This is a genomic window from Acuticoccus sp. (assembly GCF_965213555.1).
Classification (GTDB): Bacteria; Pseudomonadota; Alphaproteobacteria; order Rhizobiales; family Amorphaceae; genus Acuticoccus.
In genome coordinates this window covers 3,486,512-3,501,541 of sequence record NZ_OZ243890.1, presented here as the reverse complement: position 1 = coordinate 3,501,541, position 15,030 = coordinate 3,486,512, and the positions used below count along the sequence as shown (strand labels likewise).

Below are 15,030 nucleotides of genomic sequence, written 5' to 3'. Positions count from 1 at the left end.
CGTCAGTTCCGGTAGGAGGCGTCGATCCGGTCGAGCTTCCTCAGGAGCGCTGGCCACTCGAGGACGCCGAACGGGCGGCGCACCTCGGGCCGATAGAGGTGGTTGGTCTTCTCGATGATCTCCTCAGGCGGCAGGCCGATCTCGGTATTCGCCGACATCGCGAGCACCTGCGTCTTGCAGGCGAGCTCTGCGCGGTAGATGTTGGAGAACGCCTGGGCGATGGAAGGGCCGACCACGAGGAGCCCGTGGTTCCTCAGGATGAGGAGGTCCGCGTCGCCGAGGTCCGCGACGATGGAGTTCTGCTCGGCAAGGTCCACCGCGACGGACTGGTAGTCATGGTAGCCGACGTTGGCGAAGCGCATGGCGGTCTGCGTCAGCGGCAGCAGTCCCTCCTTCATGCACGACACCGCCATGCCCGCCGGGGTGTGCGTGTGGATCACGCAGTGCGCGTCCTCCCTCGCGCGGTGGATCGCGCTGTGGATGACGAATCCCGCCCGGTTCGGCTCGTAGTCGAAGTCCGCCTTGAGAAGGACGTTGCCGTCGAGGTCGATCTTGATGAGGCTCGAGGCGGTGATCTCCTCGTAGAAGTAGCCGTAGGGGTTGATCAGGAACGCCTGCGGCTCGCCCGGCACGCGCACCGAGATGTGGTTCGCGATCATCTCGTCCATGCCCCACAGGGCGACGAGGCGGTAGGCGGCGGCAAGGTTCACCCGCGCCTCCCACTCCTCCTCGCTGACCCGGTCCCGCATGGAGGCGATGTCGGTGGTGTAGTTCTTCTCCTTGAGGACCTGCATGGGGTCCTCGGGGGTGAGGCCGCGCTCGTGCTTCGTCATGGGTCCCATCCTCGTTGATCCAGGGCAGGAGAGTAGAGCGCGGCGCGGCGGCACGCCACCGCCGCTCAGGCGACGCGCGAGACGTAGGGCTCGCCGCGGACCATTCGGGCGAGGTTGTCGAGCGCGCGCTCGCACTGGGCACGCTGTCCGCTCGGCGAGCGGCCCGCCATGTGCGGCGTGAAGGTGAGGCCTGGGGCCGCAAGGAGCCGCGCCGGGACCTCGGGCTCGCCCTCCACCACGTCGAGGGCGGCCGCGTGGATGGCGCCGTCCTCCAGCGCGTCCGCGAGCGCGTCGCTGTCCACCACCGAGCCACGGCCGATGTTGACGAGGACGCCGCCCGGGCCCAGCGCGGCGAGGACCTCGGCGTCGATCACGTGGTGGGTGTCCGCGCCTCCGGGCAGGGCGACGATGAGGAAGTCGCTCGCCTCGGCGAGCTCCCGTATGCTGCTCGCGCGGCGGTAGGGCACCTCCTTCACGCCTCGCGCCACGTACGCGACCTCGGCGCCGCACGCTTCGGCTCGCCGGGCGATGGCCGCTCCGATGGCGCCGAGCCCGACGACGCCGACCTGCGAGCCCGAGAGCGTCGGCTGGTAGGCACGCCGGGCGTCGAGCCAGCGGCCCTCGCGAACCGCCCGATCCACCACGACCAACCCGCGCGCAGCGGCGAGCGCCAGCATCACCGCGTGGTCGGCCACCGTCTCGCCGTTGGTCCCCGGAGCGTTGGTCACGGCGATGTCGCGCGCCCTCGCCGCCGCAAGGTCGACGTTCTCGTGACCCACGCCGAAGCAGGCGACGAGCTTGAGGTTCGGCAACAGGTCCATGTGGTGCCCCTGCATGCCGACGATCCCGGAGGTGATGACGGCGGTCAGCAGCTCGCGCTCGGCCGCGTCGAGGTCGGCCACCGCATCGAGCCGGTCGCGCAGGTCGATCACCCCGCACGCGGCTGCGATGAACTCCAGGACGTCGTCGACGACGGGGTTGACCACGAGGACGCGTGCATCGACGCGCTGCTGCGGTGCGCCGAGCGCCCTCATCCGTCCCCCTCCCCGGGCGCATCGTCGCGCCGGAGGCTCGTCCTAGACCACGCCTCCCTCGGCCGTACAGGGGAGCGCGCAACATTCCTCGATCACCGCGAGCCCCCCTCTCCTGACGCCCCTGCTGCGGTGTTGGTCCCGTCGGGTACGACCGGTATCGTGGCTTCGCGCACGGGGCAGGTTGTCGCGCACGGAGTTTCGCCCATGATCCGCATCGCCGTCATCGACGACTGGCTCGGCGTCGCCGAGGGCCTCGCCGACTGGGCGAGCCTCGACGCCGACGTCACCTTCGTGCGGCAGCACATCGGCGACATCGACCGCCTCGTGGAGACCATCGCGGGGCACGACGTCCTGTGCGTGACGCGCGAGCGCACGCCGATCGGCGCCGAGGTGATCGGGCGCCTGCCCGACCTCAAGCTCATCGTCACCGCCGGTCGGCGCAACTTCAGCCTCGACGTCGACGCGGCGTCGGCGCGCGGCCTCACCGTATGCGGCACCGACAGCAGCGGCGAGGGCACCGTGGAGCTCACCTGGGCGCTCATCCTGGCCTTGGCGCACCGCGTGCCGGACAACGCGTCCGCCATGCGCGAGGGGCTTTGGCAGACGCGGCTCTCCTCGCTCCTCACGGGCAAGACGCTGGGGATCGTCGGGCTCGGGCGGCTCGGCGCGCGCGTTGCTGCCATCGCGCCGGCCTTCGGGATGGACGTCATCGCCTGGAGCCAGAACCTGACGGACGAGGCGGCGGCCGAGCGCGGGGCGCGGCGCGTCGAGAAGGCCGTGCTGTTCGCCGAGGCGGACGTCGTGACGATCCACACCGTGCTGTCCGCGCGCACGCGCGGCCTCGTCGATGCCGCCGCCATCGGCGCGATGAAGCCGACGGCCACGCTCGTCAACACCTCGCGCGGTCCCATCGTCGAGGTCGATGCGCTGTCTGCGGCGCTGCGCGACGGCCGCATCGCCGGTGCCGCCCTCGACGTCTACGAGGTCGAGCCGTTGCCAGCGGACGATCCGCTGCGCTCAGTGCCAAACCTCCTCCTGACGCCGCACGTCGGCTACGCCTCGGCCGAGAACCTCAGCCTGTTCTATCAGCAGATGGTCGAGGCGATCGCCGCCTGGCGCGCCGGAACGCCCATCCGCCTCCTCACGCCCGCCGCGCCGTCGCTGTCCTGACGCTGCAGATCGGTGGTAGGCCTGCGCTGGGCGCAGGCCATGCGGATGGCGCTCGCGGATGCTAAAGACCCGCGCCGTGCGCCTCCTCGCCATCAGCGACCTCCACCTCTCGAGCGCCGTCAACAGGGACGCGCTGTCGGCGCTGCCGGCGTTCCCGCGGGACTGGCTGATCGTCGCCGGGGACGTCGCCGAGCGGCTCGGCACGGTGGCACGGGCCTTCGCCACCCTCGCCGAGCGCTTCGCCCGGGTGATCTGGGTGCCCGGCAACCACGATCTATGGGCGATCGCCGAGGACGGCGGCGTGCCCCTCGCCGGGCAAGCGCGCTACGAGGCGCTGGTCGCGCTCGCCCGTGAGCACGGCGTCTTGACGCCGGAGGACCCCTACGTCGAGTGGCCGGGCGCGGGGGACCCCGTCACCATCGCGCCGCTGTTCGTGCTCTACGACTACAGCTTCCGTCCGGCGCACGTCGCGCGCGAGGAGGTCGTCGGCTGGGCCAGGGCCGGCCGTGCGGTGTGCGCGGACGAGCTCTACCTCGACCCTGCGCCGTTCGCCTCGCGCGAGGCGTGGTGCGCCGCGCGGCTTGCGTCGACCAGGCGACGGCTCGACGCCCTGCCACGGGGACGCCGCACCGTGCTCGTGAACCACTTCCCCCTGCGCGCGGACCTCGTGCGCATCCCCCGCGTGCCCCGCTTCGCGCCGTGGTGCGGCACGCGCCAGACCGAGGACTGGCACCTGCGCTACGACGCGCTCGCCGTGGTCAGCGGCCACCTGCACGTGCGCCGGACCGATTGGCGCGACGGCACCCGCTTCGAGGAGGTCTCGCTCGGCTACCCGCGGCAGTGGAACCAGGCGCTCGGCATGGCGCACTACCTGCGTCAGATCCTCCCGCATCCCGGCCGCGAGGCAAGGGCGACGAGGCCCTCGAGCGGGGCCGGCTCGAGGGCGACGTGAACCCGCGATGGCGTGGGGTGGCGCAGCGCGAGCGCCAAAACGTGGTGCGGCGTCGGGCGTGCGCTCTTGAGGACCCAGCTGCCGGGCCCGTCCGCGGCCGGGTCGTCGAACGCAATGCCGAGCGGATCGAGCGTGACGACGAAGGTTTGCAGCGGCTGGGACAGGCCCATGCCGATCGCCTTCACGTAGGCCTCCTTCAGCGTCCAGTAGGTGAGGAAGACGCCATTCCTCTCTGCAGGACCCGCCACATCGACCGCGCGGCGCTCGTCCGGGGCGAACATGCGCTCCGCGAGCGCGGTGGCGGCCGGCTCGCGGCCCAGCCATTCCACGTCGATGCCGATGTCGTGCTCCGCCGTCAGGGCTGCGGCCGCGAGCCCGCGCGTGTGTGAAAGGTTCAGCCGCCAACGCAGCTCATCGGCGCCGACCACGACCTCCGGCTTGCCGTGGTCGCCGATGGCGAAGCGGAAGCCCGTCGGTGCACGGCCGGACGCGTGCGCGAGGAGGCCGCGAGCCATCGCGCGGGCGGCGACGTAGACCTCCCGGTCCCGCTCGAAGTGGAAGCGCGCTGCCCGTTCCCGCTCCCCATCGTCGAGCACCGCCTCCAAGGCGCGCCACTGCGGCGCCACGATGTGGCACGTCTCCAGCCACCACACCAAGGCGCGTCCCGCCCAGCCCGAGTGCGGCGTCTCGCTCAAGGCTGGCCCCCCACGCCAACGGTTGCCATGCTGGCGCGCAAGATCGTCGACGGTTGCGGCTCGATCGACCGCAGCGGCGAGCTTGGCTCGGGGCGACCCGGACGTGGACGCAACGCCTTGACGCTGGTCTTCATCATCGCCTGGTCCGACCGCGACGACTTCGGCGCGTGTCCGCGCTGATCGTGGGAGCCGGAGGCGGCGCATCGAGCCCCATACGCTGGCTGCGTCGGCCGTGGGATCGGGCGCGGGGCTGAACCACTTCGCAGGGTCACAGCTCGTCGCGGCGCGGCATGTCGGCGCCCCGACGCGTGCACGAGGTTGCCGCCGCGCCGACCGCGAAGGCGAGAAGCTCGCCGATGGTGTCGAGGTCGAGCGCCGCCACCGCATCACCGTGGGTCAGGCCGCGCTCGGCGAGCCCTGCCACCAATGCGGCGTGGAACGCATCGCCGGCGCCCACGGTGTCGACGACGACGACCGCGCGACCCTCGATCGCGACGGTCCCGGCGGCGGCGAACGCCTGGGCCCCCTGCGGCCCTCGCGTGACGACCACCAGCGTCGCCCCGAGCCGGCGCCAGCGTTCGGCAACCTTCGACGGCGCCTCGCCTGGATAGAGCGCGGCGATGTCCTCCTCGCTCGCCTTCACGACGTCAGTGTGCTCCGCGAAGCGCTCGACCCGAGCGCGCCACACACCGACGTCCGGCTCGACGCCGAGCCTGACGTTGGGATCGAGGGTCAGGAGCCGCCGGCCGCTTTCCCTCTCGAACAGCGCTTGGAGGCAGGAGCCGACCGGCTCGACCACGAGCGAGAACGAGCCGGCGTGGAGGCCCCACACCGCGTCGTCGAGGTCCGGTATGTCGCCCGTCGTCAGCGAGCGGTCGGCCGCGCCGTCGCCGTAGAAGGTGTACCGGGGCACGCCGTCGTCCGCCACTTCCACCACGACCACCGTGCTCGGGCGGTCAGAGCGGCGCAGGAAGCGCTGATCGACCCCCTCGCGCTGCAGCGCGCCCTCGATGCGCCGGCCGAGGAGGCCGGTGGAGACGCCCGTGAGGAGGGCCACGGGCTGGCCGAGGCGGGCGAGCCCCACCGCGGTGTTGAACGGCGAGCCGCCGACCCGCGCGTCGAACGACAGCGTGCCCGCTCGCTCGACGGCGAACAGGTCCCAAAGCGCCTCGCCGCAGACGACGAACATCGGACCGAGGCGTCCCGGCTAGGCGCGGATTGGCACGCGGGAGACGAAGTCCGCGGTGTCCCTGGCGGAGGCCTCGCAGTCGAACGCAGGCGCGAAGCCGGTCGCGTCCGCGAGGCGATCGACGGCGAGGGGTTCGCGCGGCGGCGACGTCGCCCAGGCGATGGTCGCCGTCTCCCCAGCCTCGGCGAGGCGGCAGGTGAGCCCGCCCCGTGCGCGCGCGAAGGCTCGCCCCCATTCGAGCACGCCGAAGGTCGCACCCGTCGAGACGTTGTAGAGCGGATGCGTGAGCTCGCCGGCGTCGAGGAGCAGCGCCACGGCGCGGGCGACGTCGGGACCGTAGATCCAGTCGCGCACGCTGTCCCCTGGCAGGACGATCTCGCTCGCGCCGTCGCAGGCCGCCTCGACGATCTGGAACTGCGGGCTCGGCGTGTCGCGCACGCCGGTCCGCCGCTCCCACCGCCCGAACACGCTCGACAGCCGCGCGCTGACGACCTCGATGCCCCACAGCGCCGCCATGCGCGCGCCGAGCCGTTCGCTGGCGAACTTGGTGAGCGCGTAGAGCGTGCGCGGGTCGGCCGGTCGGTCCTCGTGGATGACTCCCGGTCGGAACGCCGCCTCGCCATAGGCTCCGCCGGAGGACAGGTTGACGACGCGGCGCACTCCGGCGTCGCGGGCGGCCTCCAGCACCGTCAGGAACGCGCGGAGGTTGACGTCGAGGACCCGCCCCGGCTCGGCCGCCTCGCGCTCCGGACCCGACGTGATCGCCGCGCCGAACACGACGTGGGTCGCGTCCACCATCGCTGCGGCGACGACCTGTGGGTCGCGCACGTCGCCGAGCGCGACGTCGAGGGTGCCGGTCAGCCCGTCGAACGCCGCGAGGGCGGCTTGGGGCGGCGGCGCGGCGTCGAGGATGCGGACGGCCCGCCCCGCCGTGAGCAGGTGCTCGGCGACGTTGAGCCCGACGAAACCGGCGCCGCCGACCACGAGCACGCTCATGGGCTGGTCCGCCGACGCCGCGGCGATCCTGGCTGCGAGGGTAGGAGCATTGCGCCTCCGATGCGCGGCCACGAGGAACGCCCGCGCGGCCGAGCCATGTGGCAGGAGCCTCGCATGCGTCCGCGCGGAGCGCTACCGCGAGGGGCGAGCTGTTCGAACCTGGTTCCCCGCGGGAGTTGGAGGCGATCCCGGCCAGCTACGCCGCGAGGGCGACGGCGCCGAGCGCCATCGTCACCGCTGCCTGCGTCGGGTCGATGACGGGGATGCCGAGCCGCTCCTGCAGGCGGGTGCGGTGCGCGGCCATCCCGGCGCAGCCCATGACGACGACGTCCGCGCCGTCCTCGTCGCGCAGCGCCGCGCCTACCGCCGTCATGCGATCCAGCGTCGCCTCCCCCGACACGGTCTCGGCGACGCTCATGCCGAGCGCCCGCTCGCCGGCGAGGCGGCCGGTCAGCGTCGCCTGGCGCAGGGCACGCAAATGCCGCCTGATGGAGCCGTCCAGGATGGCGATGACGCCGAAGCGCTCGCCGCGCGACAGCGCCGTCAACACGCCGCACTCGGCGATGCCGAGCACCGGACGGTCGGTCGCCTCGCGGCAGACGTGGAGCCCCGGGTCGGAGTAGCACGCGATCACGAAGGCGCTGGCCCGGTTGTCCGTGGCGACGAGCCGGGCGAGCGGCAGCGCGACGCCCTCGTAGTCCGCCTGGCTCTCGATCCCGAATGGCCCCTCCGCCAGGGTGGTACACTCGATCTGTGGTCCGTCGGAGAACCGCAGCGGCGCCAGCGCCGCGTCGATGCCGCGCGTGACGGCCTCGTTCGAGTTGGGGTTCACCACGAGGATGCGTTGCGTCGACCTGTCCATTCGCTCAACCTCCCTTGCCGGTTCGGTACGGTCCGTGCAGGAGCCTATAGGGCCTTGCGAAGGCCGATGCCCGTCAGCCGAGGGAACCATGCTCGACCTTGTGATCCGCGGCGGAACCGTCGCCACCGCCTGCGACGTCGTGCGCTGCGACGTCGGCATCCGCGAAGGCCGCATCGCGATGCTCGGCGAAGGCCTTGGCGAGGCGGCACGGACCATCGACGCCGAGGGCAAGGTCGTCACCCCCGGCGGGATCGACAGCCACTGCCACATCGAGCAGCTCTCCGCGAGCGGCATCCGCAACGCCGACACCTTCGAGACGGCCACGCGCTCCGCCGCGCTCGGCGGGACAACGACGGTCATCCCCTTCGCCTGCCAGCACAAGGGCATGGACCTCTTTGACGTCGTCCGCGACTACCACGGCCTCGCCGAGCGCGGGGCGATCATCGACTACGCGCTCCACCTCATCGTCACCGAGCCCACCGAGCGCCTCCTGTCCGAGCAGCTTCCGCGCCTCGTCAGCGACGGCCACGGCTCCATCAAGCTGTTCATGACCTACGACGCCATGCGGCTCCACGACGAGGAGGTGCTGGACGTCCTGTCCGCCGCACGAGGGCTCGGCGCCATGGTGTGCGTCCACGCCGAGAACCACGGCATGATCACGTGGATGGTGCGGCGCCTCCTCGACCGAGGATACGCCGCGCCGAAGTTCCACGCGGTCAGCCATCCTCGGCTCGGCGAGGCCGAGGCGATCCAGCGGCTGATCGCCATGGCAGAGCTCGTCGATCAGCCGATCATGATCTTCCACGTCTCCACGGCCGAGGGGGCGGCGACGATCCGAGCGGCGCGGGGACGCGGCGTCAAGGTCTGGGGGGAGACGTGCCCGCAGTACCTCTTCCTCACCGTGGCCGAGCTCGACCGGCCGGACGGCGCGAAGTGGTGCTGCAGCCCCCCGCCGCGTACGGAGGCGGACCAGGACGCGCTGTGGCAGGCGCTGGAGCGCGGCGACCTTTCCACCGTCACCTCCGACCACGCCCCGTTCGCCTACGATGAGACCGGCAAGCTGAGGGCCGGACCCTCGCCGACCTTCAAGGAGATCCCGAACGGGATGCCCGGCCTCGAGGCGCGCATGCCGCTCATGTTCGACGCGATCGTGTCGAGCGGCCGGATGGCGCTCACGGACTTCGTGCGCATCACGGCGACGGCGCCGGCTGAGATCTACAACCTTGCCGACCGCAAGGGCTCCATCGCCGTCGGCAAGGATGCCGACGTCGTCGTCTGGGACGCCGGGCGAAGGGTCACCCTGTCGGACGACAAGGTGAGCGACGCCGCAGGCTACACCGCCTACGCCGGGCGCACGGTGACCGGCTGGCCCGAGGTGGTGGTGCGCCGCGGCGAGGTCATCGTCGAGGACGGCACGCTGCACGCCGCACCGGGCTCCGGGCGCTTCCTGCCGCGCTCGGGAGGACGGGCGGCGGCGCCGACGGGGCGGCTCGCCCCCGAGCTCGACCCGGCGAAGAACTTCGGCGCGGAGCTCGGCTAGCAACTCAGCGGCCGTGCCGGTCAGGATCGTAGGCTTCGCGCACCAGCTCGAACCGATCGCGCAGCGTCGCGTAACGGTTCGCGTAGAGCCGCGCGATGGGCCGGTAGGCGTCCATGTCGAGGTAGAGCGTCGCCGGATCCACCACGCCCGGCCGGGCACGCACCCGCAGGACCTCCCCCACGAGGAGGTCGCGCTCGTCCGACACGTTCACGATCATGAAGCGGCGGCACTCCATCGCGACGGGCGCCTCGGCGATGGCGGGCGGCGCGACCTCGCGCGACGGCGACGCCGTCAGGCCGGCCGCCGAGAGCTCGCCGATCTCCGGTGGGTAGTCGATGGCGCAGCGGTTCATCGCGTCGGCGATGTCCTCCGAGACGAGGTTGGCGACGAACTCACCGGTGCGACGCACGTTCGCCGTCGTGTCCTTCAGCGCCCCCTCGCCGCGGGACTGGAGGCCGAGGACGACGAGCGGCGGGTCCTCAGAGAACACGTTGAAGAAGGAGAACGGGGCGGCATTCACGTGTCCGGCGGGCGAAAGCGTGGTCACGAGGGCGATCGGCCGGGGGATGACGACGCTGGTGAGGACCTTGTAGCGGTCCCGCACGGCAAGGTCGCAGAGGCGGACGTCGAGCCCGCCGTCGAGCGTCGGCAAGCTCACTGCGACGGCGCCTCAGCCCCGGAACGCTCGGTGATCAGCCCGTAGTGCTCGATGCGGCGGTGCCGTGCGAAGTCGAACACCGTCTCCTTGCCGAAGCGCGTCGCGTCGAGGTCGCAGGCGTATGTGATCAGCTCGTCCGCCTCGCCCTGCGCCTCGGCGACGACGGTCCCGTCCGGGTCGACGATCACCGTGCCACCCATGAGGTGGTGGCCGTCCTCGGTGCCCGCCTTGGCGACAGCCACCACCCACGTCGAGTTCTGGTAGGCGCCGGCCTGGATCGAGAGGAGGTGGTGGAAGTGGCGCTTCTCGCCGTCCTCCTCGGCCTTCTGGCTGTTCACCGACGGCGTGTTGAAGCCGAGCACGACGAGCTCGACGTCCTGCAGCCCCATGACGCGCCAGGTCTCGGGCCACCGACGGTCGTTGCAGATGCACATGCCGATGTTGCCGCCGAGCGTGCGCCAGACCGGGAAGCCGAGGTCGCCGGGCTCGAAGTAGCGCTTCTCGAGGTGCTGGTGGGTGCGCGCGGGGTCGTGCTCGGCGTGTCCGGGGAGGTGCACCTTGCGGTAGGCGGCGACGATGCTCCCCGACTTGTCGGTGAGGATCGAGGTGTTGAAGCGCCGTCCCTCAGCCGTCAGCTCGGCATACCCGAAGGAGATCGCGATGCCGTGCCCGGCCGCCTTGTCGAACAAGGGTCGGGTGGCAGCGTTCGGCATCTCGCGCTCGAACCAGGCGTCCACCTCCGCCTGGTCGGTCATGTACCAGCGCGGGAAGAAGGTGGTGAGGGCGAGCTCGGGGTAGACGACGAGGTCGCACCCCTTCCCTGCCGCCTCGTCGAGGAGCGCGATCATGCGCGCCACGACCTCTTGCCGGCCGTCGGCCTTCTGGATCGGCCCGAGCTGTGCGGCGCCAATGGTGAGGGTGCGCATGGGTGTTGCCTCCATCTCGCGTGGGTCAGCCGGTGGCACGGACCTGCCAGCAGCTCCAAGGCCGAGCGCCATAGGATGACCTCGTTGGGCCCCTCCGCAAGCACCATGCCAACGCGCGAAGCCTCGGCGCAGCGCGCGGACGCGACTTCTACGCCGTCGCCTCGGCGAGGGCCGCCAGCTTGGCGTCCGACAGGTAGCCGTAGCGGTTGATCCAGACGTGGCCGTCCGACGCCTCCCAGGCGACGCGCACGCGCCGCACGACGTCGGGCAGCGGGCCGTAGGCGTGCGCGAACGCGGCGACCGGCACGCCGCCCGCCGACGCGCGCGCCACGCGGATCTTGTCCGCCATCGCGGCGTCGGACGCGGGGTGCGGCTCGTCCGGCTCAGGGTAGTTCAGCGAGGCGAGGTCTCGGGGCGCCCCTCCCGTCCCGGTGAGGCGGACCAGGGCGGCTGCGATGGACGGACCGCTCGCCCGCGGAGCGAGCGCTGCGAGCGCCTCGCCCCAGTTCCTCAGGATCATCGGCCAGTGCATCGTGTAGAGCTTGACGCCGATGAGGTCGGCGATGCGGCCAGCCGCGGCGTAATCGAAGCCCGACAGGCGGTTGAACGGCGGTGGGAACGCCTGGGCGACCAACCCGAAGTGTTCCGGCAGCGCCCTGCGGTAGCGTTCGAGCAGCGCCGTCACGAGGTGCTCGCGCAGCCTCAGGAGGTCGCGCACGCCTGGACGTCCGTCGAGCGCGGCTTCGACCACGGTGAGGTCGGCAGCCGCCAGCGTGCGGTCGTCGAGCAGGGCGAGGTCGTCCCTCAGCGCGAGCGTGTCGCGGCGCATGCGCGCTGCGTCGAGGCCGACCGCCTCGGCCGCCGCGAGGGCGTGGGGCGAGAAGTCGAAGAACAGCGCGCCGAACGCGTACGGCGGGATCTCCGGCCAGTCGAGGCGGATCGCGTCCGCATCCGCGTACTGCGCCGCGAGGTCGGCGAGGAGCGCCTCGCCGTAGGCCAGGATGTCGGGGCTCGCGAGGCTCGCGTTGGCATCGACCCGGCCCGGCACCGGCTGGCCGTCGGGCCCGAGCGGCAGGTCGCCGGGCCGCGCTCCACCGAACTGGACGCGGTAGCCCGGCGGGATCGCAGCTTGGACCTGGAGGTGCGTCGTCATCCCGCGCGCCTTCGCAGCCACCAGGAAGTCGGCGACGACGTGGCCCTCGCCCAGGGTGAGCGCGTCCGGCTCGGGGGGCTGGTAGGCCAGCCCGCGGTAGCGCGTCCGCTCGGGCACGAAGCTCGGCGAGGTCCGCACCGTGAGCGCGCGGCGGCCCCACAGGGGCCGGTCGAGCAGGCGGACGCTGCCCGCGCCACCATCCGCCGGGGGCTCGCGCGAGCCTTCGCCGTCCGCGACCGGCTCCATCACGTAGGGGCTGGTCGCCACCGCCGTCACGCCCGCCGCCTGGAGCCGGTCGAGCACCGCCTCGACCCCCTCGGCCTGCGCCCACTCCGGCAGCACCGTCACGCCGAGCGTGCGGCCGCCGATCGTCTCCTGCCGCTTCATGACGTGCCGACGACCTTGCTCGGGTCGCTGTAGGGCGGCTGGGGATAGTGCAGCCCACGCTGGCCGGACAGGTCACGGTTCGGCGCGGCGCGCCACGGCTCCGCCGGCCGCCCTGCCAGGCGCCCGCCGGCGCCGAGGCCCGCGTCCTCGCCGTAGAGCTCGCCGCCGAGCTTGTCCTCGAGCGCCGCTCGGACCGAGGCGTAGGCAGGGTCGGACGCGCGGTCGACGAGCTCGTGGGGGTCGGCCTCGAGGTCGAAGAGCTGCACCCTTCCGCCGGCCGGGTAGAACAGCAGCTTGTGGCGACCGTCATGCAGCATCCGCATCGCCTTGGCCCCCTCGAGCGCCTCGCAGTACAGCGTCCCGCGCACCGCCTCGCCGACCATCGACAGGCCCTCGCAGGTCTGCGGCACGCGCACGCCAGCGAGGCCCAGCAGAGTCGGCATCACGTCCTGGAGGCCGACGAGGCGCATGTCGGTAGTGCCCGGCTCGATCACGGTGTCCCCGGCGCGGGGGACGAGGATCATCGGGACGTTGGCCGAGCCCTCGTACATCACGCGCTTCGCGTAGAGTCCGAAGTCGCCCAGCATGTCGCCGTGGTCGCCGGTGAAGAGGATGATGGTGTCGTCGAGCAAACCCTCCTCGCGCAGCGTGCCGATGACGAGGCGAAGCTGCGCGTCGATGTGGGTGCACAGCGCGTAGAACGCGCGCCGGACGTCCGCCAGCCGCTCCGGCGAAAGCGCCTCCCAGTAGGCACGTACGGACTGGAGCGCCGGCGGCAGCTCGCCGCTTGCCCAATCCGCCGTCAGCGCCGGCGGCGGCGTGCGGCGCGTGTAGCGTTCCAGGTACGCGGCGAGCGGCACGATCGGCGGATGAGGCTGGGTGTAGGACAGGTGCCAGAACTGCGGCCGCGTCGGGTCGCGCCGCTTGATCTCGCGGCACATGGCGAACGTCGTCCAGTTGGTGACGTGACAGTCCTCCGGCAGGTGCCACGTGCGCCAGCCGTAGTCGTTGTTCCCCATGCCGTGCAGGAACTGCTGGCCGGTGTAGCCCCGGTCCGAGAGGTAGAGGTCGTAATCGTCCACCGCGCCGAGCTGGGGACGCCCCTCCTCCGCGATGAGCGCCTCGTGGAACCCCATCCGGTCGCGCTGCGGGAAGGCGTGCAGCTTGCCCACCGCGACGCACCGGTAGCCGGCGGAGGCGAAGCTCTGTGCGATCGTCGGCAGGTCCGGCATCGGCATCCCCGGCTGGAAGGTGCGGTCGCCGTGGGTGCGCGGGCTCGTCCCGGTCATCAGCGTACGCCGTGCGGGGATGCAGATCGGGCACTCGGAGTAGGCCCGCGGGAAGGCGACGCCGTTGCGCGCCAGCTGGTCCAGCGTCGGCGTTTCGACGACCGGGTGTCCCCGGTGGCCGAACAAGGCGCCGGGCCACTGGTCGACGCAGATGAGGAGGACGTTCGGCCGACCCGCCGGCTCAGGCGCTTCCATGGCGATGCCCTACGCGGTCCCGTGCCGCTCGGCGCTTGTGGACAAGCGCCCGTCTTGTTCCAAGGTCCATCTTCTCATTATGCTCGCCACGCCTGAAAGAAGCAAAGAACTCGCCGTGCCCCGTTCTCGGCACGTCGAAGGGCCAAGGGAGGATCCATGTCTCGCATCCTAGCCACCGCCGCGTTCGCGGCCGCCGTCTCCACCTCCGGCGCCGCGTACGCGGACTGGCCGGAGAAGCCGATCAAGGTGGTCGTGCCATTCAACGCCGGAGGCACGTCCGATCAGGTCACGCGCGCCTTCCAAGCCGCCATCGAGGAGAACGACATCCTCGAGCAGCCGATGACGGTGGTGAACGTCGGCGGGCACTTCTCCATCGGGGCTCGCCAGGTGATGGAGGCCGAGGCCGACGGCTACACCTTCCTCACCCTCCACATCGCGCTGATGGGCGGTGAGGGCGGCGGCATCTTCGACTTCGGCTACCGCGACTACGAGCCGGTCGCGACCACAGGACAGTTCTGTGTGCTGCCGATGGTGCGCAAGGACTCGGGGATCGAGTCGGTCGAAGAGCTGCTCGCGAAGGCGGCCGAGGAGCCCGACACCCTGCTCTTTGGCGCCAACCTTGGAGCGATCAACCACATGGGCGGCATCATGCTGCAGAACCTCGTCGAGGGGGCGAAGTTCCGCTTCGTCCAGATCGGCGGCGGCACGGAGAACTTCACGGCGCTGACCGGCGATCAGACGGACGCGACGGTGCTGTCCGCCGCAGAGGTCGCGAACTTCACACGCATGCCCGACGGATCGGAGAACCCGGAGGCTCAGATCAAGCCGCTCGCCTACACCGGGCCCGAGCGCGTCGACCACCTGCCGGACGTGCCGACGATGAAGGAGCTCGGCTACGACATGGACTACTGCATCGAGAGCTGGTGGTTCGCTCCGAAGGGCACGCCGCAAGAGGCGATCGAGGGCATGGCGAACGCGCTGGAGGAGGCGACCCAGACCGAGCGCATCGCGAAGTTCTACGACTCGAAGATGTTCGACCCCATCTTCCGCAAGGGTGAGGAGCTCCAGGCGTCCCTCGACGAGACCTGGGAGCGGATCGAGCCCATCGCCCAGCAGGCCGCCCAGAAGTAGGGCGACGGCGCCGCCCGGAT

15 protein-coding genes are annotated in these 15,030 nt (G+C 71.7%); 5 read left to right on the top strand and 10 right to left on the bottom strand.

Annotated features, from left to right (window positions below; translation table 11 throughout):
- Positions 1–2: 2 nt before the first annotated feature.
- A complete protein-coding gene (locus tag ACOOE8_RS16420; protein WP_420392490.1) occupies positions 3–833 on the bottom strand; it encodes a class II aldolase/adducin family protein in 831 nt (276 codons plus the stop codon).
- 65 nt (positions 834–898) lie between these two features.
- Entirely contained in the window at positions 899–1,867 is a 969-nt protein-coding gene (locus ACOOE8_RS16415; RefSeq protein ID WP_420392489.1) for an NAD(P)-dependent oxidoreductase, read from the bottom strand.
- 204 nt (positions 1,868–2,071) lie between these two features.
- On the opposite strand from ACOOE8_RS16415, the gene ACOOE8_RS16410 reads away from it, so the two are divergent.
- On the top strand, positions 2,072–3,037 hold the full coding sequence (locus ACOOE8_RS16410; RefSeq protein WP_420392488.1) for a D-2-hydroxyacid dehydrogenase family protein: 966 nt from the start codon (positions 2,072–2,074) through the stop codon (positions 3,035–3,037).
- A gap of 58 nt (positions 3,038–3,095) precedes the next feature.
- The gene (locus tag ACOOE8_RS16405; RefSeq protein WP_420392487.1) at positions 3,096–3,989 is read left to right on the top strand and encodes a metallophosphoesterase family protein; all 894 of its coding nucleotides are present in this window, start codon (positions 3,096–3,098) and stop codon (positions 3,987–3,989) included.
- On the opposite strand, the gene ACOOE8_RS16400 is transcribed toward ACOOE8_RS16405, so the two are convergent.
- Positions 3,914–4,684, bottom strand: a complete 771-nt coding sequence (locus tag ACOOE8_RS16400; protein ID WP_420392486.1) for a 4'-phosphopantetheinyl transferase family protein — start codon at positions 4,682–4,684, stop codon at positions 3,914–3,916. The genes ACOOE8_RS16405 and ACOOE8_RS16400 overlap by 76 nt on opposite strands.
- A 27-nt stretch (positions 4,685–4,711) precedes the next feature.
- Here ACOOE8_RS16400 and ACOOE8_RS16395 point away from each other — a divergent pair, with 27 nt between their 5' ends.
- On the top strand, positions 4,712–4,864 hold the full coding sequence (locus ACOOE8_RS16395; protein WP_420392485.1) for a hypothetical protein: 153 nt from the start codon (positions 4,712–4,714) through the stop codon (positions 4,862–4,864).
- A gap of 88 nt (positions 4,865–4,952) precedes the next feature.
- Here the strand turns inward: ACOOE8_RS16395 and ACOOE8_RS16390 are convergent, their stop codons facing one another.
- The 3 genes from ACOOE8_RS16390 to ACOOE8_RS16380 all read right to left on the bottom strand — a co-directional run bounded on the left by ACOOE8_RS16390 (position 4,953) and on the right by ACOOE8_RS16380 (position 7,731).
- Positions 4,953–5,873 (bottom strand): carbohydrate kinase family protein, encoded by a 921-nt coding sequence (locus ACOOE8_RS16390; RefSeq protein WP_420392484.1) that lies wholly within the window; start codon positions 5,871–5,873, stop codon positions 4,953–4,955.
- An 18-nt stretch (positions 5,874–5,891) separates the two neighbouring features.
- Complete coding sequence (locus tag ACOOE8_RS16385) at positions 5,892–6,869, bottom strand: NAD-dependent epimerase/dehydratase family protein (RefSeq protein ID WP_420392483.1); 978 nt, start codon at positions 6,867–6,869, stop codon at positions 5,892–5,894.
- Positions 6,870–7,065: 196 nt separating this feature from the next.
- On the bottom strand, positions 7,066–7,731 hold the full coding sequence (locus tag ACOOE8_RS16380) for an aspartate/glutamate racemase family protein (protein WP_420392482.1): 666 nt from the start codon (positions 7,729–7,731) through the stop codon (positions 7,066–7,068).
- A gap of 88 nt (positions 7,732–7,819) precedes the next feature.
- Here ACOOE8_RS16380 and hydA point away from each other — a divergent pair, with 88 nt between their 5' ends.
- Complete coding sequence (hydA, locus tag ACOOE8_RS16375) at positions 7,820–9,271, top strand: dihydropyrimidinase (protein ID WP_420392481.1); 1,452 nt, start codon at positions 7,820–7,822, stop codon at positions 9,269–9,271.
- Positions 9,272–9,275: 4 nt separating this feature from the next.
- Here the strand turns inward: hydA and ACOOE8_RS16370 are convergent, their stop codons facing one another.
- The 4 genes from ACOOE8_RS16370 to ACOOE8_RS16355 all read right to left on the bottom strand — a co-directional run bounded on the left by ACOOE8_RS16370 (position 9,276) and on the right by ACOOE8_RS16355 (position 13,879).
- On the bottom strand, positions 9,276–9,929 hold the full coding sequence (locus ACOOE8_RS16370) for a flavin reductase family protein (RefSeq protein ID WP_420392480.1): 654 nt from the start codon (positions 9,927–9,929) through the stop codon (positions 9,276–9,278).
- Positions 9,926–10,855, bottom strand: a complete 930-nt coding sequence (locus ACOOE8_RS16365; RefSeq protein ID WP_420392479.1) for an N-carbamoyl-D-amino-acid hydrolase — start codon at positions 10,853–10,855, stop codon at positions 9,926–9,928. The genes ACOOE8_RS16370 and ACOOE8_RS16365 overlap by 4 nt, the downstream gene beginning before the upstream one ends.
- 148 nt (positions 10,856–11,003) lie before the next feature.
- On the bottom strand, positions 11,004–12,395 hold the full coding sequence (locus ACOOE8_RS16360) for a hypothetical protein (RefSeq protein ID WP_420392478.1): 1,392 nt from the start codon (positions 12,393–12,395) through the stop codon (positions 11,004–11,006).
- The gene (locus tag ACOOE8_RS16355) at positions 12,392–13,879 is read right to left on the bottom strand and encodes a sulfatase-like hydrolase/transferase (protein ID WP_420392477.1); all 1,488 of its coding nucleotides are present in this window, start codon (positions 13,877–13,879) and stop codon (positions 12,392–12,394) included. Before ACOOE8_RS16355 ends, ACOOE8_RS16360 begins: the two co-directional genes overlap by 4 nt.
- Positions 13,880–14,035: 156 nt before the next feature.
- Between ACOOE8_RS16355 and ACOOE8_RS16350 the strand changes: the two genes are divergently transcribed.
- Complete coding sequence (locus ACOOE8_RS16350) at positions 14,036–15,010, top strand: tripartite tricarboxylate transporter substrate binding protein (protein ID WP_420392476.1); 975 nt, start codon at positions 14,036–14,038, stop codon at positions 15,008–15,010.
- The last annotated feature ends 20 nt before the right edge of the window (positions 15,011–15,030 follow it).

Coding starts and splice junctions, on each gene's coding strand:
- ACOOE8_RS16420 (WP_420392490.1), bottom strand. CDS start 833: ATGACGAAGCACGAGCGCGGCCTCACCCCCGAGGACCCCATGCAGGTC.
- ACOOE8_RS16415 (WP_420392489.1), bottom strand. CDS start 1,867: ATGAGGGCGCTCGGCGCACCGCAGCAGCGCGTCGATGCACGCGTCCTC.
- ACOOE8_RS16410 (WP_420392488.1), top strand. CDS start 2,072: ATGATCCGCATCGCCGTCATCGACGACTGGCTCGGCGTCGCCGAGGGC.
- ACOOE8_RS16405 (WP_420392487.1), top strand. CDS start 3,096: ATGCTAAAGACCCGCGCCGTGCGCCTCCTCGCCATCAGCGACCTCCAC.
- ACOOE8_RS16395 (WP_420392485.1), top strand. CDS start 4,712: ATGCTGGCGCGCAAGATCGTCGACGGTTGCGGCTCGATCGACCGCAGC.
- ACOOE8_RS16390 (WP_420392484.1), bottom strand. CDS start 5,873: ATGTTCGTCGTCTGCGGCGAGGCGCTTTGGGACCTGTTCGCCGTCGAG.
- ACOOE8_RS16385 (WP_420392483.1), bottom strand. CDS start 6,869: ATGAGCGTGCTCGTGGTCGGCGGCGCCGGTTTCGTCGGGCTCAACGTC.
- ACOOE8_RS16380 (WP_420392482.1), bottom strand. CDS start 7,731: ATGGACAGGTCGACGCAACGCATCCTCGTGGTGAACCCCAACTCGAAC.
- hydA (WP_420392481.1), top strand. CDS start 7,820: ATGCTCGACCTTGTGATCCGCGGCGGAACCGTCGCCACCGCCTGCGAC.
- ACOOE8_RS16365 (WP_420392479.1), bottom strand. CDS start 10,855: ATGCGCACCCTCACCATTGGCGCCGCACAGCTCGGGCCGATCCAGAAG.
- ACOOE8_RS16360 (WP_420392478.1), bottom strand. CDS start 12,395: ATGAAGCGGCAGGAGACGATCGGCGGCCGCACGCTCGGCGTGACGGTG.
- ACOOE8_RS16355 (WP_420392477.1), bottom strand. CDS start 13,879: ATGGAAGCGCCTGAGCCGGCGGGTCGGCCGAACGTCCTCCTCATCTGC.
- ACOOE8_RS16350 (WP_420392476.1), top strand. CDS start 14,036: ATGTCTCGCATCCTAGCCACCGCCGCGTTCGCGGCCGCCGTCTCCACC.